This window comes from Sphingopyxis sp. BE259 (genome assembly GCF_031457495.1).
Lineage (GTDB): Bacteria > Pseudomonadota > Alphaproteobacteria > Sphingomonadales > Sphingomonadaceae > Sphingopyxis.
Map to the genome: position 1 here is coordinate 1259094 of NZ_JAVDWM010000001.1, position 20860 is coordinate 1279953.

Sequence of the window (20860 nt, forward strand, 5' to 3'; positions counted from 1 at the left end):
CCTCTTTATGACTTTGGCGACATGGCACACGCAGGGTCGTATTTTGATAAACACTCTTCTGACGCAGAAGTTGCATCAAGTCGCAATCGTCTGCGCCGCAGCATGTTTCGGACTGGCAACGCCAGCCGCCCACGCTGCCGAAACCAGCGCCGATGCTGGTATTGTCGCTCCCGACGAGCCCGATGACGACAGCTTTACTGCTGGCGTTCCCTCTGTCGGCGAAGATAGCGAAGCCCGCGCAATTTTTCAGGCGTGGAAGCGTCTCGACACCGGCCTGACCGCTTCGATCGGCGTTGCGGTGCCCTCGCGCCGCCCGATCGACCAGATGTCGCTGTCATCCTCCTATGGCATGCGCGTCCATCCCGTCACCGGCAAGGTCGCCCGCCACAATGGCATTGACATCCCGGCGCCGCACGGCACCCCGATTTACGCGACGGCCGACGGCATCGTCGGCCGCGCCCAGCGCCTCGGCGGCTACGGCAATTACGTCGAGGTCGAACATGGCAACGCGATTCAGACGCGTTACGGCCATATGTCGTCCTACGTCGTCATCCCCGGCCAGTCGGTCAAAAAGGGCGACGTGCTCGGCTATGTCGGTTCGACCGGCCGTTCGACCGGCAACCACCTGCATTATGAAGTCCGCATCGAAGGCGCGCCGGTCAATCCGATGCCGTTCGTGCGGTCGGACCAGATGGCGATCGCTGCGATCACCGGCAAGAATGTCGCGATGGGCGGTCCCGAATAAGAATATTGACGAGCTTTCCTGGGTCGGAGAGGAGGGGCGCCAGGCGGGACAACCGTCGCGGCGCCCTTTTCATTTGGTATAAAGCGCCTATCTAACGCCCATGGCCAAGCAGCTTTCCGATATCACCCTGTCACCCGCCGCCGCGGCGCGCGTCCGCTGGATCGCCGACCGCAAGGGTGAGAGCGACGCCGCGCTGCGCCTCGCCGTCGATGGCGGCGGCTGTTCAGGCTTCACCTATCGCTTCGGCTTGGCCGAAGGCATCGATGCCGACGACATTATCACCGAGACCGACGGGGTAAAGCTGGTCGTCGATCCGGTGAGCATCGATCTCGTGCGCGGGTGCATCGTCGATTTCGTCGATTCGCTCGGCGGGTCGTCGTTCAAGGTCGAAAACCCCAATGCAGCGTCGGGCTGCGGCTGCGGGTCCAGCTTCTCGATCTGACGCCTTTCGCCGCGCCGTGCTTGCTGGCATAGGTGCGCCATGAAAATCGCGACCTTCAATATCAACGGGATCAAGGCCCGCCTGCCGCGTCTGATCGAATGGCTCGAGGAAACCCAGCCCGATGTCGCCTGCTTGCAGGAACTGAAATCGAGCGACGAGACGATGCCGACGAAGGAGATCGAGGCGGCGGGTTACGGCTTTCTCTACCACGGGCAAAAGGGCTTCAACGGCGTCGCGATCCTCGCGCGTGGCGCCCAGCCGGTCGAAACCCAGCGCGGTCTCGCGGGTGAGGCCGAGGACGAGCAGTCGCGCTACCTGGAGGCCGACGTCCACGGGGTGCGCGTCGCGTCGATCTATCTGCCCAACGGCAATCCGCAGCCCGGCCCCAAATTCGACTACAAGCTGCGCTGGATGGCGCGGCTGCGCGAGCGCGCCAAATTCCTGCTCGCGTCCGAAATCCCGACGATCCTGACCGGCGATTACAACGTCATCCCGCACGACGACGATGTCTGGGATCCGCGGGTGATGGCGACCGACGCGCTGATGCAGCCCGAATCGCGCGATGCGTGGTTCCGCCTGCTCGGCGACGGATGGACCGACGCGCTCCGCAGCCGTCATCCGGCTGGTCGTATCTGGACTTTCTGGGATTATCAGGCGGGCGGCTGGCAACGCGACCACGGCTTTCGCATCGATCATCTGCTGCTCAGCCCGGCGCTCGCCGACCGGCTGGTCGACGCGGGGGTCGACAAGGATCACCGCGGGCGGGAAAAGGCGAGCGATCATGCGCCGACCTGGGCGGTGCTTTCATAACCCATCGTCAATCCGGCCTTCGCCGGGATGACGAGCTAAATGCCGATCATGCCGCGTCGGGATACAACGTCGCCATCACCCGCTTCTGATCGAGCGCATAGTGATGCGCCACCGCGCCAGCGATCACGCTTTCAAGGCTACGCGTCGGTTTGAGGTCGCGGCCGTCGAGCCGCGCTGAGGCCGTCAGTCCGGGCCAGTCGGCCGAAACCTTGCCCCCCGCCGCCAACCCGCCGCCGAGCAGCATCGCGGTCGATGCGGTGCCATGGTCGGTGCCGCCGGTACCGTTGACCTCGACCGTCCGACCGAATTCGGTGGCGACGATGACCAGCGTGTCGGTCCACGCCGGACCGAGGCCGGTCTGAAGCGCACCGACCAGTTGATCGAGCCCGCGCAACTGCGCGTTCAGCCGCCCGCGCTGACCGCTGTGGGTGTCCCAGCCGCCGGTTTCGACCATCATCACCCGCGCGCCATCGGCGGGCAGCATCAGCGACGCGGCGAGCTTGCCAAGATCGGCGCCGTTGCGGCCGTTGTTGCCGCCGATGTCGCTCGCCAGCTCCTGCGTCTTGACCGCGCTGTTCCACAGCGGATGGAGCAGCGTATCGTCGGCATAAAGTGCGGACAGCCGCGCGATCAGGTCGCCGTCGGCCTGCGGCAACCGGCTCGGCGCATAGGTGCCGACCTGGACCGTGCCGCGCATCGCCAGCGGCACCGCGGGGGCGATTGCCAGCGCGTCGCGCTCTGCCGCGGGCAGCAGGGTCAGCAGCCGTCCGACCCAGCCGTCGGCGCGGCCATAGGGTCGCGACCCGCCGCCTTCGAGCATGTTCTGCCCATCGAAATGCGACCGGTCGCGATAGGCAGTGGCGACGGCGTGGGCGAAATGCGCCTGGCGGCCGGTGTAAAGCCCAGCCGTCGTCGCCAGCGCCGGATGCAGCGTGAACATCGCATCGAGCTTGGCGCCGCCCGCCGTCTCGTCGGCCAGCGCGCGGCGCGCCGCGGCGAACGCGGGATCGCCGGTCGGCGCTACCGTCGCCAGCCCGTCGGCGGCGCCGCGCTGGATGATGAACACCAGCCGCTTGGGCGTCGCCGCTGCGGCATAGGCAAAACCGGGCAGCGCGCCCGCGGCGGCGGCGGTGATCCCCGACAGGATGATCGAACGGCGGGAAAGGATCATGGTCTATCTCCGCAAAAAGGCCGGGCTGGCGAACAGTATCGCGATGCCCTGACCCGGGCTGTCGGCGCGGGCGATCGCCTGGCCGGTCGCGGGCGTGAGGGCGTCGGCGAGGACGAGCGGCGCCAGTTGGCGGGCATCGGCGCGATCGCCGATCCGGCCGGCGATGCGGCTGGCCAGTTCGACGCGCTGCATCAATCCCGCCGATCCCGCCCAGGTCGCGACCTTGTCGTCATAGCCGGCGGGCGATCCGGGGCGCCAGATCGGCTGGCCCAGCTGGGTGAACATCGCCGCGACATTCTGTCTCTCGCCCAGCGCCGGAATTTTCAGCGCGCGCAGCATCGACACCGTCCAGTCCCACGGCGATTTGAACATCGTCGGCGCCGCGGCCCAAGGTTCGGGGGACGCGACAAGGGTGCGGTAGACCGACGACAGGTCGCCGCCGGTCTTGCCGAAATCGGCGGCCAGTCGGTCGACCAGCGCCGCAGGCGGATCGTCGGCGGTGAAATGGCGCGCCAGCTTGGTCGCGATATGGCGCGCCGTGGCGGGATGGACGGCCAGGTCGCGCAAAACCGCTTCCGCCTGCGCGGCCCCAGCGGCATCATAGCGGCGGCCCAGCACGGTCTGCGCGCCCGGTTCGTGCAGCGGCGCGATGAACACCGTGTCGCCGGCCTGCGCGTCGGCGGGCATCAACCGCTGCCCCGCGCCGCGCCCCAGCCCGGCGACGGTCCGCCCGGTCAGCGCCTTGGCCAAGGCGGTGACGTCGGCCTGGCTATAGCCCGTCCGCACCCCCAGCGTGTGCAGTTCCAATATCTCGCGCGCCAGATTTTCGTTGAGCCCCGGCGCCTGTCGGTTGCCGCGGTTGCGGACGCGGGTCGCAAACGCGCTGCCGGGGCCGAAACTCTGCGCCTGATCGAGGTAGAGCAGCATCGCGGGATGGCGCACCGCGGCGATCAGCAGGTCGGCAAACTTGCCCATGATGTGCGGGCGGATCGCCTCATTTTCATAATTGCCGACAAAGCCGATCACCGTCTGCTTGTCGGCCGACACCGCGAAATGATTGGCCCAGAAATGGACCAGTCGTTCGGGGAAGGGGGTGGAGGTCGCGACCGCCGCGGTCAGGCGCGCCGCGGCGGCATCGACATAATGGCGCCGGATCGCCGAACGCGACAGCCGCCGCATTTCGGGGTCCATGCCTTGTTCCTCGACGCTCATCCGCATTTCGGCCGCTTCGCGGCGCATCGCTTGGCGATCTTCGCGATATTCGAAATAGGCGGCGGCGATCGCGGCGCGCCCGGCAAGCCCGGTGATCGCCGCAGGCGCCGGATCATAATCGCCAAGCTGACGGGTCAGCCAGGCCCTGGCATCGCCGATCGCCGGATCGTCAAACCGGCGGCCGAGGCCGAAACGATTGGCGGCAAGATATTGGACTGCCATGACAAAGCCTTTCGTGCTCCAAACGCACGATGGCCCGCATTTGTCGCAAAGCTGTCCCAGCCGTCAGAGCGGCTTGTCGTAAATCTGATACACCCGGTTGACCTTGGCATCGATCGCTTCGGCGACCGCGTTCATCCCCTGATTGTCGTCGAGCACCCAGCCGATGTCGCCGCGCTCGGTGCCATAATCCTTGACCGCGTCACGGCGGATCAGTTCGATCATCATGAAGGCGAGGGTGCTCGCCATGCGGCTGTTCTGCAATTTCTTGGCCACGCCCATCAGCGGCACGCGCAAGGTGCGGCTCTTTGGCTTGTGCAGCCACCACAGCAAGCGCGCCCAGTTGAACGGGAGTAACGAGCCGTCCATGTCGACCAGCAATTCGTTGATGTTCGGCAGCACGATGGTGAACGCCACCGCCTCGCCGTCGAGTTCGGCGACGCGGACCAGATCTTCGAACACGATCGTTTTCAGCTTTTTGCCGACAAAGGCGATTTCGCTGTCGGTCAGCGGGACGAAGCCCCAATTGTCCGACCATGCGTCGTTGAGCAGCCCCATGATCAACGCCGCTTCGGCGTCGAAATTCTTCTTGTCGACCTTGCGGACGCGGATGCGCGCATTCTTCTCGCCTGCCGCGACGATGCGGTTCACCAGCGGCGAAAAACCCTCTTTGACATACACGTCATAGTTGATCAGCTGCTTGATCGGTCGATAGCCGGTGGCCTCGATCCAGCCGCGATACAGCGGGCTGTTGTGCCCCATCATCACCGTCGGGCGATTGTCGAACCCTTCGATCAACAAGCCCGGTTCGTCCCAGACCGAAATCGACAGCGGACCGAGCGACCGGTGCATACCCTGACCGCGCAGCCAATCCTCGGCGGCGGCGAGCAGCGCGCGGGTGGTTTCTTCGTCTTCGGCTTCGAGCAGGCCCCAATTGCCGGTGCCCGGCCCCATGCCCTGTTGGGCGGGCTGGGCGAGCGCGAGTTCGTCGATATGCGCCGAAATGCGCCCGACGGTGCGCCCCTTGCGGCGCGCCAGAAACAGCTGCGCCCTGCCATGTTCGAACCACGGATTCTTGCCCGGGGTCAGCAGGTTATAGACCTCGCCCTTCAGCGGCGGCACCCACGCCGGATCACCGCGGTTGAGCCGAAAGGCGAGCTCGACAAACTCGCGCGTGTCGTTCTTGTCCTTGACGGGATGGATGGTGATCGGGCCGTCCGAATGTCCGCTCATACTGGTTTCCTGAAATGCCAACCCTATATGTCTGGCGACGCATTAGGGCATCGCCAAGCTGCTGGCGACCCGCATTTGGCCATTTTGCTGCCACGAAATGATGATGAAGAGTGCAGGTTATGACGACGATCAACCCCTCTGCCGATCGGGTCGCGACGCCTTTCGCGCCTGCCGCGGTAAAGACGCCCAAGTCGGCGATTGCCGACGATATGGCGATGATCCGCGCGGCGTCCGAGCTGACGCGCGACCTCGTCACGCCCAGCCCAGGCATCTATTGGACCGACTTTCTGGCGTCGGCGTTCATCGGCTACGCCGGCGTCGCGGGCGCGATTTTTGCCCCGAGCACCGCGTGGGCGCTCGCCGCGGCCTTTGTCGCGATCCTCGCGCTCTATCGCGCCGGCAGCTTCATTCACGAATTGACCCATATCCGCAAAAACGCGCTGCCGGGGTTCCGCTTTGCATGGAATTTGCTCGTCGGTGTCCCGCTGCTGATCCCGTCCTTCATGTATGAAGGCATCCATAGCCTGCACCACAACCGCACCAAATATGGGACGGTCGACGATCCCGAATATCTGCCGCTCGCGCTGATGAAGCCGTGGACGGTGCCGCTGTTCGTGGTCGCTGCGGCGTTTGCGCCGCTGGCCCTGTTGTTTCGTTACGCGGTGCTGACCCCGCTGTCGTTCCTGATCCCGCCGCTGCGCCGGATCGTTGTCGAACGCTATTCGGGGATGATCATCAACCCGTTGTTCCGCCGCAAAGCGCCCGACGGCGCGTTTCGCCGCATGTGGTCGTGGCAGGAGGGCGGCGCGTGGGCGTGGTCGAGCCTGCTGATCGCCGCGGGCGTCTTCGGCTGGGTGCCGCTGCGCGCGCTGCTGATCTTTGGCGCGATTGCCGCGGCGACGCTGGTGCTCAACCAGATCCGTACTTTGGTGGCGCATCTGTGGGAAAATGACGGCGAAGTGCTGACCGTGACCGGCCAGTTTCTCGACAGCGTCAACGTCCCGCCGCCGGGCTTGCTGCCCGAGCTGTGGGCGCCGGTGGGCTTGCGCTATCATGCGCTGCACCATCTGCTGCCGGGCGTCCCCTACCACGCGCTCGCCGAGGCGCATCGCCGGTTGAAGGATGTTCTGCCCGCGGATTCGCAATATCATGGCGCGAATTACGACAGCCTGCCGAAGCTGGTGGCTAATCTGGTTGCGGGTTCGGCGCGGGGCACTTCGGTCTGACTTCGACGAGAGTTGGATTAATCCGGCAGATGACCGCTTCGGGGTGGGAAGCGGACAAACCCCACCCCTCGTCACCCCGGACTTGATCCGGGGTCCATGACCCGTTGAGCCGCCGTAATCTTGAGAGGGCAGATGGATCCCGGATCAAGTCCGGGATGACGAAATTAAAGGTCCGAAATCGGTCGCTAGCGGTCATTCACCCAAGGGCGAACGAGACGAACCGGATGCGCCCTATTCCTCGGTCCTAATCAAAATCATCTCACCGATCAGCGCGAACAAGATGAACGGCCCCCACGCCGCCAGAAACGGCGAGTAAGCCCCCAAATCGCCCATCGCGAGCGCGAAATTGTCGGCGACGAAATAGGCGAAGCCCAGCGCCATGCCAAAGATTGCACGGATGAACAGCTTGCCCGACCGCGCCAGCCCGAACGCCGCGACCGCGCCGAGCAGCGGCATCAAGATCGCCGACAGCGGCCCCGAAATTTTGTGCCACAGCACGCCCTTCAGCGCATTGACCGGCCGCCCCGCCGCCTCCAGATCGGCGATCGCCGCCCGGAGTTGCAGGAAGGGCAATTCGTCGCCATCGACTTGCGCCAGCGTGAACTGGTCGGGCCGCACATTGGGCGCGGCGATGATCGTGCCGAGCGGCTCGACCGTGCCGGAGCGGCGCAGGAAGCGGGTCGCGCCCGACATTTCCCATCCCCCCGCGACCGCGCGCGCGCTGTCGGCCTTGAGCATCGATGACAGCACCCCGCCGGTTCGTTCGTAAATGGTGACGCCGCGCAGGACGATCGACGGACCGCCGGTCTCGACCGTCTCCGCATTGATCAGATCGTCGCCGTCGCGCACCCAGATGTTGCTGCGCACCCCATTATCGGCGGGCACGCGTTTATACTCGACCTTTTGCCAGGCGCTGAGCGCCGCGGTCGAACGGGTGACGATCCGTTCGTTGAACGCAAAGCTGATCCCCGCGACGAGCAGCGCGGCCAAGAACAGCGGCGCCAGCACCTGATGCGCCGACATGCCCGACGCCTTCATCGCGACGACTTCGCTGTTCTGGTTCAGCGTGATCAGCGTCAGGATCGTGCCGAGCAGCACCGAAAAGGGCAGGAAAGTCTCGATAATCTGCGGCAGCCGCATCCCGACATAGCGCCAAACGTCCGAATCGCTGTTGCCCGCCACCGCCAATATCTTGCCGCTTTCGCCGAGCAGATCGAGCGTTTGCAGGATCAGCACCAGCGCGAACAGGATCGAAAAGGATCGGATCAGGAACAGGCGGCCGACATACAGCGCCATCGTGCGCGACGGGAAAAAGTGAAGCTGGTGCATATCAGGTCAGGCTTTCCACGCCCCGCGGCTTGCGCTGGAACAATGTCATCAGGCCGCGGATCTTTTGCGCCGCCTTCGCCGCGACCCGTTCGAGCGCGCCGATCGGCTGGCCGCCCGGCACATGCGCGACGACATAATACATCCAGATCGCCAGCGCCGCGAACAGCAGGAAGGGCACCCACAGCGCGATCACCGGATCGATCACCCCGCGCGCGCCCATATCCTCGGCATATTGGTTGATCTTGTGCTGGGTCACCAGCAGCACGATCGACAGGAAGACGCCAAGCGACGAGGTCGATCGCTTGGGCGGGATCGCCAGCGCGATGGCGATCAGCGGGATCAGGAACATCGACAGCACTTCGACGATGCGGAAATGGAAATTGGCGCGCGATTCGAGCCGCGTCTGTTCGGACTGGCTGGCATCCTTGCCCGCGACGAACAGCTCGGGGATCGTCATTTCGCGGTCAGCGCCGCCGCGCAGCCGGAACGCCTCGATCTTGGGCAGCGGGATCGGCAGGTCGTGGTTGTCAAAGGTCAGCACCCGCGGCACCGAAAATTTCGGCGATTCGTGGATCAGCACCCCCTGCGACAGCCGCAGGATGATCGTGTTGGGATCGTCGGTGGCGAGGAACTGGCCGCGCGCCGCAGTCGCCGACACGCGCTGGCCGTCGCGGTTGTCGCCGCGCACGAAAATGCCGCGCAAGCTGCGTCCATCGTCATAGCTTTGCTCGATCCGCAGGGTCATGCGGTCGCCCAGATTGGTGAATTCGCCGACCTTGATCGACGCCCCCAGCGCGCCCGAGCGCAGCTCGAATTGCAACCCTTCATAGGCGTAGCGCGCGACCGGCTGAATGAAGCCGACGATCGCGAGATTGAGCGCCGCCAGCGCGATCGCAAAGGCAAAGGGCACCCGCATCAAGCGTCCGAAACTCATGCCCACGCCCTTCAGCACGTCGAGTTCACTGGTCGTGGCAAGTTTGCGAAATGCCAGCAATATCCCCAGCATCAGCCCGATCGGGATGCCCAGCGACAGATATTCGGGGATCAGATTGGCGAGCATCCGCCACACGATGCTGACCGGCCCGCCCTCGGTGGCGACGAAGTCGAACAGCCGCAGCATTTTTTCGAGCACGAGCAGCATTGCCGACAGCACCAGCGTGCCGACCATGGGAAAGAAGATGAGCCGCGCGATGTAGCGGTCGATGGCAGGCAGCTTATTCAATCTTTCGTCGCCCCATCACCATGATTTGGCCGCAAATGGTTCCGATATGCCGATGCAAGGGCGACAGGAACCCGTGTCGGCATGTGCTTTTGCGGTTGCTGGCGTGGCTATAACCTCTGGAGGTATTGAGGTCATGTCGAAAATTTTTCTCGCCGGCATACTCGCCGCTGGCGCTGCCGGAGCGCTGATTGCGCCCGTCGCGGCGCAGGGTGCGGCACTGGGTCCGGCGGCGGCGCTGTGCAACAGCAATGCGACCGCGGTGCAGGTCGATGTGCGCGGCTTCAAGGCGCGCACCGGCACCGTGCGGGTCCAGATTTACAGCGCGACCAGCAGCTATCTGGAAAAGCGCAAATGGATCGAGCGGGTCGATGTGCCCGTGTCGCGCGCTGGCACCATGGCGATCTGCGTCCCGGTCAAGCAGCCGGGCAATTATGTCGTGTCGGTGCGGCATGACATGAACGGCAATGGAAAGTCGGATCGCAGCGATGGCGCCGGACTGTCGGGCAATCCCGACATGAAGGTCAGCGACTTCATCTTCAAGCGGAAGCCCAAATTGGCGACGGTCAGCTTTGCGGTCGGCGGCGCCACCCGGCGCGTTCCCGTGGTGCTGAACTACGTCAACGGCCTGTCGTTCGACCCGGTCGAATAGGGAGTTTTATGGCCAGCGTCGCGCTTCTTTCCAATCCGCGTTCGACCGGCAACCGGGCTTTGCTGCCCCGGGTTCGCGAATATTGCGCGGCGCATCCCGACATCTTTCATTATGAGGTCGAGGACGTCGATCAGATCGGCGAGGCGATCCGCACCATCGCGATGGTCGGCCCGCGCGTCGTGGTCATCAACGGCGGCGACGGCACGGTGCAGGCCGCGCTGACCGAACTCTATTCGGGCGGCCACTTCGGCGGTTCGCCGCCACCGGTCGCGGTGCTGCCGAACGGCAAGACCAATTTGATCGCGCTCGACCTGGGCGCCGAGGGCGATCCGATCAAGGCGTTGCAGCGGGTGATCGAGCTGGTCAATTCGGGTCAGCTGGAAGACCATGTGATCCAGCGCCAGCTGATCTCGCTCGACAGCGGCGGCGAAGCACGCCCGGTGCTCGGCATGTTCCTGGGCGGCGCCTATCTTGCCGACGTCATGCTGTATTGCCGCAACCGTATCTATCCGCTCGGCCTGCCCAACGGCATCTCGCATTTTCTGGCCGCAATCCTCGGCCTGTTCGCGATGATGTTCGGTCTCGGCGGCGGGCGCCTGCCGCCCAAGCCCCAGGCGATGACGGTGTCGTTGATCCGGCAGGGCGAATATCAGGGCAAATTTTCGCTGCTGATCGTCACGACGCTGGAAAAGCTGCTGCTCAGTATGCGGACCAACGATGCAGCGGGACAGAGCGGGCAGATGAAATTGCTCGCGGTGGAACGCGGGCTGGGCGCGCTGGTCCGCATGCTCGGGGCCACCTGGCGCGGCACGCTGGGGCAGAATCAGCTCGACGGGGTGCATTTCCAGCAGGGCGACGAAATCCGCATCGAGGGCGAGCGGTCGAACGTGATTCTGGATGGCGAGATTTTTCAGGCCAAGACCGGCATGCCGATCATTCTCACCTCGACGCAGCCGGTTCCCTTCCTGCGCCTTGCCGCCTGACCGCATCATGTCGGCGTTGACGGACCTCGTCCGCGAAGAACTGAATACTCCGGTCGATCCGCGCGTCGCGGCCATGGCGCAGGCGATTGCGGCGCAATATCCTGGCAGCGCGCGCGCGGTGCTGTTTTACGGCAGCTGCCTGCGGATGAGCGAACTCGACGGGTTGATGCTCGATTTCTACCTGATTGTGTCGGACTATGGCGACGCTTATCCCAAACGCTGGATGGCCGCCGCCAACCGGCTGATCCCGCCCAATGTGTTTCCGTTTCAGCACGGCGGGTTGATCGCCAAATATGCGGTGCTCAGCGAGGCCGATTTTCATCGCCTGAACGGCGCCGAGACGCGCAACGTGTCGGTGTGGGCGCGCTTCGCCCAGCCGTCGCGGCTGGTCTGGGCGGTGGACGACACCGCGCGGCAACGGGCGGTGGCAGCGGTGGCGCGCGCTGCGCCCACCTTGCTGGCCGCGGCGGGGTCGATTGATGGAGAGGCGCCGCTCGACTGGTGGCGACGGGCGTTTGCGCTGACCTATTCGGTCGAACTGCGCGCCGAACGGACGGGGCGCGCTCAGTCGGTGGTGGACGCCGATTCCGACCGCTACCAACGCTTCAGCATCCCCGCGATCGCCGCAATCCCGACCGGCGCCCGCGGTGGCGGCTGGGCGCGGCGGCGCGTCGAGGGCAAGGCGCTCAGCATCGCGCGGCTTGCCAAGGCCAGCCTGACCTATGCCGGCGGCATCGATTATCTGGCGTGGAAGATCAATCGCCATGCCGGGACAAAGATCGAGATCAAGCCGTGGCAACGCCGCTGGCCGCTGGTCGCCGCGCTGACGCTGGTGCCGCGGTTGATCAAGGGCGGCGCGATCCGGTGAGGCCGCTCGCCGCCTAACTCGCCAGCCGTTGTGCTTCGCCCGACCGGGCCTCGCCGCGCCGGCGGATCGCCTGATCGAGCGCGTTCAGGGTGAAGGGTTTGCGCAGCACGTCATGGTCGCCGAAACTTGCGATCTCGCTCGCATCGCCAGAATAGCCGGTGACGAACAGCACCGACAGTTCGGGCCAGCGCCGCTTGAGTTGGGCGACCAGTTCGGGACCGGTGATTTCGGGCATCAGCACGTCGGACAGGATCAGGTCAAAGCCGCCCCCGTCGGCCAGCCGCCCTTCGACCAGCCGCTCGGCTTCCAGCGGATTGCCGCATCCGACCGCGCGGTGCCCCAGTTCCTCGACCGCATCGACCGTCGCGGTGAGCACACGCTCATCGTCCTCGACCACCAGAATGTGCAACATTTCGGTCGGCGCGGCATCGGCCGGGTCGGCGTCGGTGTAGCTCGCGGCGGCAGCGACCTCCTGCGGCTTGGCCACCGGCAACAGCATGGCGACGCTGGTGCCTTCGCCTTCGGTCGATGAAATCTGCACCTCGCCGCCCGACTGGCGGCAAAAGGCGAACACCTGGCTCATGCCGAGGCCGGTCCCCTGACCCGCGGGTTTGGTGGTGTAAAAGGGGTCGAACACGCGTTCGAGCACCTCGGGCGCCATGCCGCACCCGGTGTCGATCACCTGCACCGCCAGCGCTTTGCCGTCGCCGTCGTCGAGGGTGCGGATGGTCAGCGCGCCATGGCCCTCCATCGCATCGCGCGCGTTGACCGCGAGGTTGAGCAGGGCGTTTTCGAACTGTTGCCGGTCGAGCCAGCAGGCGAGGCCGTCGGCATCAAGGTCGAGGGTCAGCGCGATCCGGTCGCCGATCGTCCGTTCGATCAGCTCGGCAAAACTGGCGATGCAGTCGTCGACCGCGGTGATTTCCGGGCGCGCGGGTTCGGAACGGGCAAAGGTCAGCAACCGCCGCGTCAGGTCGGCGGCGCGGTTGGCGCCGTCGAGCGCGTTGGCGAGGTGGCGTTCGGCCTTTTCCGGCGTATCGGGCAGCCAGCGCTGGGCCAATTCAAGCCCGCCGACAACGACCGCCAGCATATTGTTGAAATCATGCGCGATGCCGCCGGTCAGCTGGCCGACCGCCTCCATCTTCTGCGCCTGGCGTAGCTGCGCCTCGGCGGCTTCGCGTTCGGTCATCTCGCTGCGGAGCGCAATATTGGCGCGTTCCAGTTCGGCGGTGCGCGCCTCGACCGCTTCTTCCAGTTGCGCGGCGCGGTCGCTTTCGACGGCCTGTTCGCGCCGTGCGACGCGGCGCTCGGCCTCGGCGCGGACGAGCGAAAAAGTGGCGCCGATCGCCACCGCGGCCGCCGCAGCGCCGAGCAGCGAAAACAGCAGGATCGCCTGGTTCAGGCTGGCGCGGTCGGCGGCGGCGACGCGGTTGCGTTCGCGCAGCAGGGCACGTTCATTGCTGATGATCTGGGTCAGCAACCGATCGATGCGGCCCAGCGCGGCGTCATGGCCGGCGGCGTGATATTTCGAGATTGCAGCGACGGTCTGGCTGTAGTTGGCGCTGAGCGCGGCGTCGCCGAGTTGGCGTCCGCGGCGATCCATCTCTTGCGTCAGATCCTCGACCAGCTTCGATTGCACGTCATTGTCGCGGACGGTACGGTCGAGCCGGGTCAGATATTGCCGCGCCAGCCCCCATTGCTGTTCATAAACACGGCCGTCCTCCTTTTGCAGCCCGACGGCAAAGCGTCCTAGCGCGGCCTCGGCGCGCGCCAGCGCGGCGTCGAGCGAGCGGGTCTGCGAAATCACTTCCAGGCTCTGCGTCTGCCAGCCGAGCGAGCGGTCGTAATTGTCGTTGGCACGCGCCAGGAGCAGGACGAGCGCCGTGACCACGCCGGTCAGCAGCGTCGCCATACCGATCGTCAGCCAGAAGCGTATCCGCTCCCGCCGACCGTCGCTTTCCGTATCGCCATCCCGCTCGAACACGCGCCCGTCTTACCGGACAAGCGCAGCGTCGCAAAGCACCGAAGCCGCCGGTGCTGCGGCGCCGCTTCGGTTCGGCGCAAAAAAGAATCCGCTGGTCGGGGATTGGCCCGGATCAACCGCTGTCGCTTCAGCCGATTATACCGACGCGCTGGCCCGCGCGTTCGAACCGGCCAAGGATTTCGGTGACCTGTTCGCTGCTATGTTCCGCGCACAGCGAACAGCGCAGCAGCGTCATATTCGCCGGGGTTGCGGGCGGGCGCGCGAGGTTCACGTAAAGCCCTTCCTCCAGCAGCGCTTCCCACATCATCGCGCCGCGCTCCAGGTCGGGCATGATCACTGCAATGATCGCCGACTGCGGCTCGTCGGTGCCGAGCGTAAAGCCGAGGTCGCGCAACCCCTTATGCAGCGTCTTGGAATTTTCCCACAGATGGGCGCGCTTGTTCGATCCGTGCATCAGCTTGCGGATGCTCGTCGCCGCCGTCGCGACGACGCTGGGCGGCAGCGACGCGGTGAACACATAGGGGCGGCAGACAAGCCGCAGGATTTCGAATTTCGGATGGTTCGATACACAGAAACCGCCGACGGTGCCGACGCTCTTGCTGAACGTGCCGATGACGAAATCGACGTCGTCCAGTACGCCCTGTGCCTCGGCGACGCCGCGGCCATGCTCGCCGATGAAGCCCATCGAATGCGCTTCGTCGACCAGCACCATCGCGCCATTTTCCTTGGAAACGCGGATCATCTCCTTCAGCGGCGCGATGTCGCCCAGCATCGAATAGACGCCTTCGAGGACGACGAGCTTGCCCGCTTCGGGCGGCAGGCGCTTCAGCCGTTTTTCCAGCGCTTCGACGTCATTGTGGCGGAACGCGACGATTTCGGCATTGCCCATCGCGCACCCGTCATAGATCGACGCATGGCTGTCGATGTCGAGGATGACATAGTCGCCCTTGCCCGCGATCGTGCTGATGATGCCGAGGTTCGCCTGGTAACCGGTTGAAAACACCATGGCATGATCCATGGCGTAAAATTCTTTCAGCGCCTCTTCGCACTCCTTGTGGCCCTGATAGGTGCCATTGAGGACGCGGCTGCCGGTCGTCCCGGCGCCGAATTTGTCGAGCGCGTCCTTGCCCGCTGCGATGACATCCTCGTCGAACGTCATGCCCATATAATTGTAGGTGCCGAGCAGGATCGTCTCGCGGCCGTTGCAGATCGCGACGGTCGGCGACACGACGCGCTCCATCACGAGGCTGAACGGATCGGTGACCCCGGTCGCGAGGAGGTCTTCGCGCTGCTGGATCAGCGGATCGAATTTCGAAAAGAGGTCGGTCATGTCTGGATCCTAAAACATCCGTTTGCCCTGAGGAGCCATTGAGTGCTGAGCTTGTCGAAGCATCGAAATGGCATCTCGAAGGGCCGCAGGAGTGCTTCGAGACGGGTCTTCGCTTCGCTTAGCCCGTCTTCAGCACGAATGGGCAGAAGGGGTCAGCCCTGCAATTTCTCAACCGCGGCGACCAACTGGCCCACGGTTTCGATTTCGGCCTGCATGTTCATGCTGATGATGATGTCGAACGTGTCTTCGACTTCGGCGACGAAATCCATCACCGTCAGGCTGTCCCACTCAAGATCGCCCGCAAAGGTCGTCGCGTCGGTCAGCGCGACGCCCTTTTTGTTGAACGGGCCGATCAGGCCGTGAATCTGGTCGGTGAGGGCGGTGCTCATCGGGTGCGTCCCTTAATGGAAGAATGTTGCGCGCGGGAATGCCGCGCTCCTGTCTGATTGGCAAGCGATTGCGGCGGGAACAGGGCAGCATCTTGCCGCCCCCGGCACTTCATGGCATCGCTGTGACGGGTCGCTGGCGCATTGCGAAGGCAGGGGAACAAGCCATGGACAGCGAAAACGCATCGACACCAGCGGCGCGGCCGGCGGTCTCTTTCCCGCCGAACGCAGTCCACCTCGTCCGCACCAACCAGCAACTGACGATGCAATTGTCGCAGATGGCGGATCAAAAGGCATCGATCCTGATGGGCGCGACCTTCGTCGTCTTCACGCTCGCGGTGGGGCAGGCGCGCGCGGGGGCAGGGGCGCTGGCGATGCCGCTGACTATTTTGGCGACCTTTTCCTTCCTGTCGGCGCTACTCGCCGTATCGGCGGTGCTGCCGCGCGTCGGCAAGGCGCCCCCGATCGTTTACAAGGACGGCAAGGACCACAGCAACATCCTGTTTTTCGGCCGCTTCGCGCAGATGGAGGAGGATGAATTCATCGACGCGGTGAAAGCGCGGCTGCGGACCGAGGACGATCTTTACGAGACGATGCTGCGCGATACGTATCAGAACGGCATTGTGCTGGCGCGGCGCAAATATCGGTATCTGGCCTATGCGTACCGGTTGTTCGTCGTCGGGCTGACGCTGACCTTCGGCGCGTTCGCGTTCGAGATGGTGGCGATGTGGCGGGGGTAGCAAGACCGTCGTCATTGCGACGAGCGAAGCGACGCGGCAATCCAGGGTCTGCGTAAACCGCCCCTGGATTGCTTCGCTACGCTCGCAATGACGAGTGGTTGGTGCCGCTGTTGCCATTTTGCCACCCCCGCCCTCGAAAATCCCGCCAGCCCCCACCTGCGATTGAACCCCCGCACCGCCGCGCCTATCCGGGCCGGCCATGTTGCAGCAGGCCACGCCTTTGACCGCGGAAACACCGCAGGGTCTTCGCCAGGAATTCCGGGCGACGCTGGCGCTCGCCCTGCCGCTGGCGGCGGCGAACCTGCTCCAGATGCTTGTCCACGCGATCGACGTGATTTTTGTGGCCCGGCTCGGCGATGCGGCGCTCGCTGCCTCGTCGCTCGGGGTGTCGATCTTTGGCCTGCTCCTGTGGACCGGCAGCGGGCTGGTCGGCGCCGCCGCGCCGCTGATCGCCGCCGAACTTGGGCGCCGCAAACATGCGGTGCGCGAGGTGCGGCGAACGGTGCGCATGGCGTTATGGCTTAGTGCGCTCGTGTCGCTCGTCTTCATGGGCATCTGCGCCGCGGGCGGGCCGATCATGGTGGCGACCGGCCAGCCCGCCGAAACCTCGGCGCGCGCCGCGGGCTTCCTGCTGATCCTGATGTGGGGCATGTTCCCGATGATCGCCGCGACGGTGCTGCGCATCTTCGTCTCGGCGCTCGGACGGCCGACGATCGCGACCGCGATCACTTTTGGCGCGCTCGGGGTCAACGCGCTCGGCAACTGGACGCTGGTGTTCGGCAATCTGGGGATGCCCGCGCTTGGGCTGCACGGCTCGGCGATCTCCAGCGTCATCACCAGCGTTCTGATGCTGCTCGCCTATGTCGTCGTCATCCAGTCCGACCGGCGGCTGCGGCGCTATCATCTGTTCGGCAACTGGTGGCGCACCGAATGGACGCGCTTTTTCGACATGCTGCGCATCGGCACTCCGATCAGCTTGACGATTCTGGCCGAGGCCGGGCTGTTCACCGGCGCCGCGTTCCTGATGGGGCGGATCGGCGAGGCCGAACTCGCGGGTCACACCATTGCGTTGCAGGTCGCGGCACTCGCGTTCCAGATCCCGTTCGGGGTGGCGCAGGCGGCGACGATCCGCGTCGGGCTGGCCTATGGCGCCCGCGACCACCGCGGCATAGCGCAGGCGGGGCAGGCGTCGCTGGTGCTCGGCATCGGCTTCATGGCGTTCACCGCGCTCTTGATGTGGCTGTTCCCGGCGCTGGTGCTGTCGATCTACGTCGATGTCGACGCGGCGCGCAACGCGGCGCTGGTCGGCTTTGCGATGCAGTTCCTCGTCGTCGCTGCGGCGTTCCAGCTGTTCGACGGCGCGCAGGCGGTCGCCGCTGGGGTCCTGCGCGGGCTGCAGGATACGCGGACCCCGATGATTATCGCGATCTGCGGCTACTGGATCGCCGGATACGGTACCGCCATCTACCTCGGCTTCTGGACCCCGCTCGCCGGGGTCGGCGTATGGATCGGGCTGGCGGTCGGACTCATTGTGGTGTCGGCGGTGCTGCTGGCGCGCTGGCGGATGCGGGCGCGGCTGGGGTTGCTGCCTTAAGTTGCTGGTGAGGGAATTGCGTCGCCAGACGATTGGCGTCTTGGGTCATCTGCCGAAGCTGATCGACCGAGAGGACGCGAAGCGGTTTGTCCGCAAGACTGGCGTTCTGAAAACCTAGCCAGTGGTCTATAACTTTTGTCTCGTCATATTGAACGATGACGGTCAGGGCCGCGTGAGCAAGGTCAGAGCGCAACTCGTTCAGCTTTACGATCGCGGCAATCCGGTCGTCCAGTTTCTTGGGATGGACGAAGCGGTCACGCGACGCCGTCAGATATTTCAGCTTTTGCGAGAATAGCGCGCGTGGCGCAGCTTTGTATTCCAAGCGGACAAGATATTCGGTCACCGCGCTTTCGATCCGCGAAAACGCGTCGATAAAGCGACCGCGCATCAGCTGCCCCTCGGTCCAGACGGCGTTCGGGTCCTGCCTCAAGGCAACCTTGTCGATTGGTATTTCACACCCCATCTGACCGCCCTACCGCTCAGCCGAAAATTTTCCCTTAATCGCCTTGACGCTGTCACAACCCCCACCCATATGCCGGCTGTTAGCACTCGCACTCCGTGAGTGCTAAATCACATCCATTGCATCATTGGAGGGATATCCATGCAATTTCGTCCGCTGCACGACCGAGTGCTCGTCCGCCGTATCGAAGCCGAAGAAAAAACGGCTGGCGGCATCATCATCCCCGACACCGCCAAGGAAAAGCCGCAGGAAGGCGAAGTCGTCTCCGTCGGTTCGGGCGCTCGCGCCGATGATGGCAAGGTGACCCCGCTCGACGTCAAGGCCGGCGACCGCATCCTGTTCGGCAAATGGTCGGGCACCGAAGTCAAGGTCGACGGCGAAGAGCTGTTGATCATGAAGGAATCGGACATCCTCGGCGTCATCGCCTGAGCGATTTGATCGAATCTCGAGTGAAGTTGCGCAGTTTTCTGCCATTTTTTAAAGGAGCATCCACATGGCTGCAAAAGACGTAAAATTTAGCCGCGACGCGCGCGAACGCATCCTGCGCGGCGTCGACATCCTCGCCGACGCGGTGAAGGTGACCCTCGGTCCCAAGGGCCGCAACGTCGTCATCGACAAGAGCTTCGGCGCCCCCCGCATCACCAAGGACGGCGTCACCGTCGCCAAGGAAATCGAACTCAAGGACAAGTTCGAAAACATGGGCGCGCAGATGGTGCGCGAAGTCGCTTCGAAGACCAACGACCTGGCCGGTGACGGCACCACCACCGCGACCGTGCTGGCGCAGGCGATCGTCCGCGAAGGCATGAAGTCGGTTGCTGCCGGCATGAACCCGATGGACCTGAAGCGCGGCATCGACCTTGCGGTCACCAAGGTTGTCGAAACGATCAAGGCACAGTCGAAGCCGGTTTCGGGCACTGCCGAAATCGCGCAGGTCGGCATCATTTCGGCCAACGGCGACACCGAAGTCGGCGAGAAAATCGCCCAGGCGATGGACAAGGTCGGCAAGGAAGGCGTGATCACCGTCGAGGAAGCCAAGGGTCTCGATTTCGAGCTCGACGTCGTCGAAGGCATGCAGTTCGACCGTGGCTACCTGTCGCCCTACTTCATCACCAACCCGGAAAAGATGCTCGTCGAGCTGGCCGATCCGTACATCCTGATCTTTGAAAAGAAGCTGTCGAACCTCCAGTCGATGCTGCCGATTCTCGAAGCGGTTGTGCAGTCGGGCCGTCCGCTGCTGATCATCGCCGAAGACATCGAAGGCGAAGCGCTCGCCACGCTGGTGGTCAACCGCCTGCGCGGCGGCCTGAAGGTCGCGGCCGTCAAGGCACCGGGCTTCGGCGATCGCCGCAAGGCAATGCTGCAGGACATCGCGATCCTCACCAACGGTGAAATGATCAGCGAAGACCTGGGCATCAAGCTGGAAACCGTCACCCTGAACATGCTGGGTCAGGCCAAGCGCGTCACGATCGACAAGGACAACACCACCATTGTCGATGGTGCCGGCGACGCCGACACGATCAAGGGCCGCGTCGAACAGATTCGCGCCCAGATCGAAACGACCACGTCGGATTACGACAAGGAAAAGCTGCAGGAACGTCTGGCGAAGCTCGCTGGCGGCGTTGCGGTCATCAAGGTCGGCGGCGCCTCGGAAGTCGAAGTGAAGGAACGCAAGGATCGCGTCGATGACGCGCTCCACGCAACCCGCGCTGCGGTCGAAGAAGGCATCGTCCCCGGCGGCGGTACGGCGCTGCTTTATGCGACCAAGGCGCTCGAAGGCCTGACCGGCGTCAACGAAGACCAGACCCGCGGGATCGACATCATCCGTCGCGCGCTGCAGGCTCCGGTCCGCCAGATCGCCGAAAACGCCGGCTTTGACGGCGGCGTCGTCGCGGGCAAGCTGTTTGATCAGAAAGACCCGAGCTTCGGCTTCAACGCCTCGACCGACGTCTATGAAGACCTGGTCAAGGCCGGTGTCATCGACCCGACCAAGGTTGTCCGCGTCGCGTTGCAGGACGCCGCATCGGTCGCCGGTCTGCTGATCACCACCGAAGCCGGCATCGCCGAAACGCCCGACGACAAGCCCGCCATGCCCATGGGCGGCGGCGGCATGGGCGGCATGGGCGGCATGGACTTCTAAGTCCGAACCGTTCGGCGCTCAGCCAACGAAAAGAGGGCCGGGGGAGCAATCCTCCGGCCTTTTTTTCTATGCCGCACCCCTGCGAAGGCAGGGGCCCATCACCGACCCTCTCGACATTTT

At 64.6% G+C, this 20860-nt stretch carries 20 protein-coding genes; 11 read left to right on the forward strand and 9 right to left on the reverse strand.

Annotation, left to right across the window (positions count from 1 at the left end; translation table 11 throughout):
- Positions 1–160: 160 nt before the first annotated feature.
- The 3 genes from J2X44_RS06145 to xth all read left to right on the forward strand — a co-directional run bounded on the left by J2X44_RS06145 (position 161) and on the right by xth (position 1997).
- Positions 161–745, forward strand: coding sequence for a M23 family metallopeptidase (locus J2X44_RS06145; protein ID WP_405053394.1), 585 nt, complete (start codon positions 161–163; stop codon positions 743–745).
- 100 nt (positions 746–845) lie between these two features.
- The gene (gene erpA, locus J2X44_RS06150; RefSeq protein ID WP_310088649.1) at positions 846–1187 is read left to right on the forward strand and encodes an iron-sulfur cluster insertion protein ErpA; all 342 of its coding nucleotides are present in this window, start codon (positions 846–848) and stop codon (positions 1185–1187) included.
- A 39-nt stretch (positions 1188–1226) separates the two neighbouring features.
- Positions 1227–1997 carry an exodeoxyribonuclease III gene (xth, locus tag J2X44_RS06155; protein WP_310088650.1) on the forward strand — a complete coding sequence of 257 codons (771 nt, stop codon included), beginning with the start codon at positions 1227–1229 and terminating at the stop codon, positions 1995–1997.
- Between the two features lie 46 nt (positions 1998–2043).
- On the opposite strand, the gene J2X44_RS06160 is transcribed toward xth, so the two are convergent.
- From J2X44_RS06160 to J2X44_RS06170, 3 genes are all read right to left on the reverse strand, one after another.
- Positions 2044–3168, reverse strand: coding sequence for a DUF1501 domain-containing protein (locus J2X44_RS06160; protein WP_310088651.1), 1125 nt, complete (start codon positions 3166–3168; stop codon positions 2044–2046).
- Between the two features lie 3 nt (positions 3169–3171).
- Entirely contained in the window at positions 3172–4602 is a 1431-nt protein-coding gene (locus J2X44_RS06165; RefSeq protein ID WP_310088652.1) for a DUF1800 domain-containing protein, read from the reverse strand.
- 63 nt (positions 4603–4665) lie between these two features.
- Positions 4666–5832, reverse strand: coding sequence for an N-acetyltransferase (locus J2X44_RS06170; protein WP_310088653.1), 1167 nt, complete (start codon positions 5830–5832; stop codon positions 4666–4668).
- 119 nt (positions 5833–5951) lie between these two features.
- Here J2X44_RS06170 and J2X44_RS06175 point away from each other — a divergent pair, with 119 nt between their 5' ends.
- On the forward strand, positions 5952–7058 hold the full coding sequence (locus tag J2X44_RS06175) for a fatty acid desaturase (protein ID WP_310088654.1): 1107 nt from the start codon (positions 5952–5954) through the stop codon (positions 7056–7058).
- Between the two features lie 231 nt (positions 7059–7289).
- On the opposite strand, the gene lptG is transcribed toward J2X44_RS06175, so the two are convergent.
- Together lptG and lptF are read right to left on the reverse strand one after the other, a co-directional pair.
- Positions 7290–8387 carry an LPS export ABC transporter permease LptG gene (gene lptG / locus J2X44_RS06180; RefSeq protein ID WP_310088655.1) on the reverse strand — a complete coding sequence of 366 codons (1098 nt, stop codon included), beginning with the start codon at positions 8385–8387 and terminating at the stop codon, positions 7290–7292.
- A gap of 1 nt (position 8388) precedes the next feature.
- Positions 8389–9609 carry an LPS export ABC transporter permease LptF gene (gene lptF, locus J2X44_RS06185; RefSeq protein ID WP_310088656.1) on the reverse strand — a complete coding sequence of 407 codons (1221 nt, stop codon included), beginning with the start codon at positions 9607–9609 and terminating at the stop codon, positions 8389–8391.
- A 133-nt stretch (positions 9610–9742) separates the two neighbouring features.
- Here lptF and J2X44_RS06190 point away from each other — a divergent pair, with 133 nt between their 5' ends.
- Genes J2X44_RS06190 through J2X44_RS06200 form a run of 3 tightly spaced genes read left to right on the forward strand, consistent with a single transcriptional unit; the run spans position 9743 to position 12109 of the window.
- A complete protein-coding gene (locus J2X44_RS06190; RefSeq protein WP_310088657.1) occupies positions 9743–10258 on the forward strand; it encodes a DUF2141 domain-containing protein in 516 nt (171 codons plus the stop codon).
- An 8-nt stretch (positions 10259–10266) separates the two neighbouring features.
- Complete coding sequence (locus tag J2X44_RS06195; protein WP_310088658.1) at positions 10267–11241, forward strand: diacylglycerol kinase family protein; 975 nt, start codon at positions 10267–10269, stop codon at positions 11239–11241.
- A 7-nt stretch (positions 11242–11248) separates the two neighbouring features.
- Positions 11249–12109, forward strand: a complete 861-nt coding sequence (locus J2X44_RS06200) for a hypothetical protein (RefSeq protein ID WP_310088659.1) — start codon at positions 11249–11251, stop codon at positions 12107–12109.
- A gap of 13 nt (positions 12110–12122) precedes the next feature.
- On the opposite strand, the gene J2X44_RS06205 is transcribed toward J2X44_RS06200, so the two are convergent.
- The 3 genes from J2X44_RS06205 to J2X44_RS06215 all read right to left on the reverse strand — a co-directional run bounded on the left by J2X44_RS06205 (position 12123) and on the right by J2X44_RS06215 (position 15812).
- A complete protein-coding gene (locus J2X44_RS06205; RefSeq protein WP_310088660.1) occupies positions 12123–14093 on the reverse strand; it encodes an ATP-binding protein in 1971 nt (656 codons plus the stop codon).
- Positions 14094–14220: 127 nt separating this feature from the next.
- Positions 14221–15423, reverse strand: a complete 1203-nt coding sequence (spt, locus tag J2X44_RS06210) for a serine palmitoyltransferase (RefSeq protein ID WP_310088661.1) — start codon at positions 15421–15423, stop codon at positions 14221–14223.
- Positions 15424–15575: 152 nt separating this feature from the next.
- Positions 15576–15812, reverse strand: coding sequence for an acyl carrier protein (locus tag J2X44_RS06215; protein ID WP_293643523.1), 237 nt, complete (start codon positions 15810–15812; stop codon positions 15576–15578).
- A gap of 164 nt (positions 15813–15976) precedes the next feature.
- Between J2X44_RS06215 and J2X44_RS06220 the strand changes: the two genes are divergently transcribed.
- Together J2X44_RS06220 and J2X44_RS06225 are read left to right on the forward strand one after the other, a co-directional pair.
- A complete protein-coding gene (locus J2X44_RS06220) occupies positions 15977–16549 on the forward strand; it encodes a Pycsar system effector family protein (RefSeq protein ID WP_310088662.1) in 573 nt (190 codons plus the stop codon).
- A gap of 199 nt (positions 16550–16748) precedes the next feature.
- Positions 16749–18143, forward strand: a complete 1395-nt coding sequence (locus J2X44_RS06225) for an MATE family efflux transporter (protein WP_310088663.1) — start codon at positions 16749–16751, stop codon at positions 18141–18143.
- Here the strand turns inward: J2X44_RS06225 and J2X44_RS06230 are convergent.
- On the reverse strand, positions 18076–18531 hold the full coding sequence (locus tag J2X44_RS06230; RefSeq protein ID WP_310088664.1) for a hypothetical protein: 456 nt from the start codon (positions 18529–18531) through the stop codon (positions 18076–18078). The two genes, J2X44_RS06225 and J2X44_RS06230, sit on opposite strands and share 68 nt — an antisense overlap.
- Positions 18532–18744: 213 nt before the next feature.
- Between J2X44_RS06230 and groES the strand changes: the two genes are divergently transcribed.
- Positions 18745–19032 carry a co-chaperone GroES gene (gene groES, locus J2X44_RS06235; protein ID WP_088440350.1) on the forward strand — a complete coding sequence of 96 codons (288 nt, stop codon included), beginning with the start codon at positions 18745–18747 and terminating at the stop codon, positions 19030–19032.
- A gap of 64 nt (positions 19033–19096) precedes the next feature.
- Positions 19097–20740: a chaperonin GroEL gene (gene groL / locus J2X44_RS06240; protein ID WP_310088665.1), complete on the forward strand. Its 1644-nt coding sequence runs from the start codon at positions 19097–19099 to the stop codon at positions 20738–20740.
- The last annotated feature ends 120 nt before the right edge of the window (positions 20741–20860 follow it).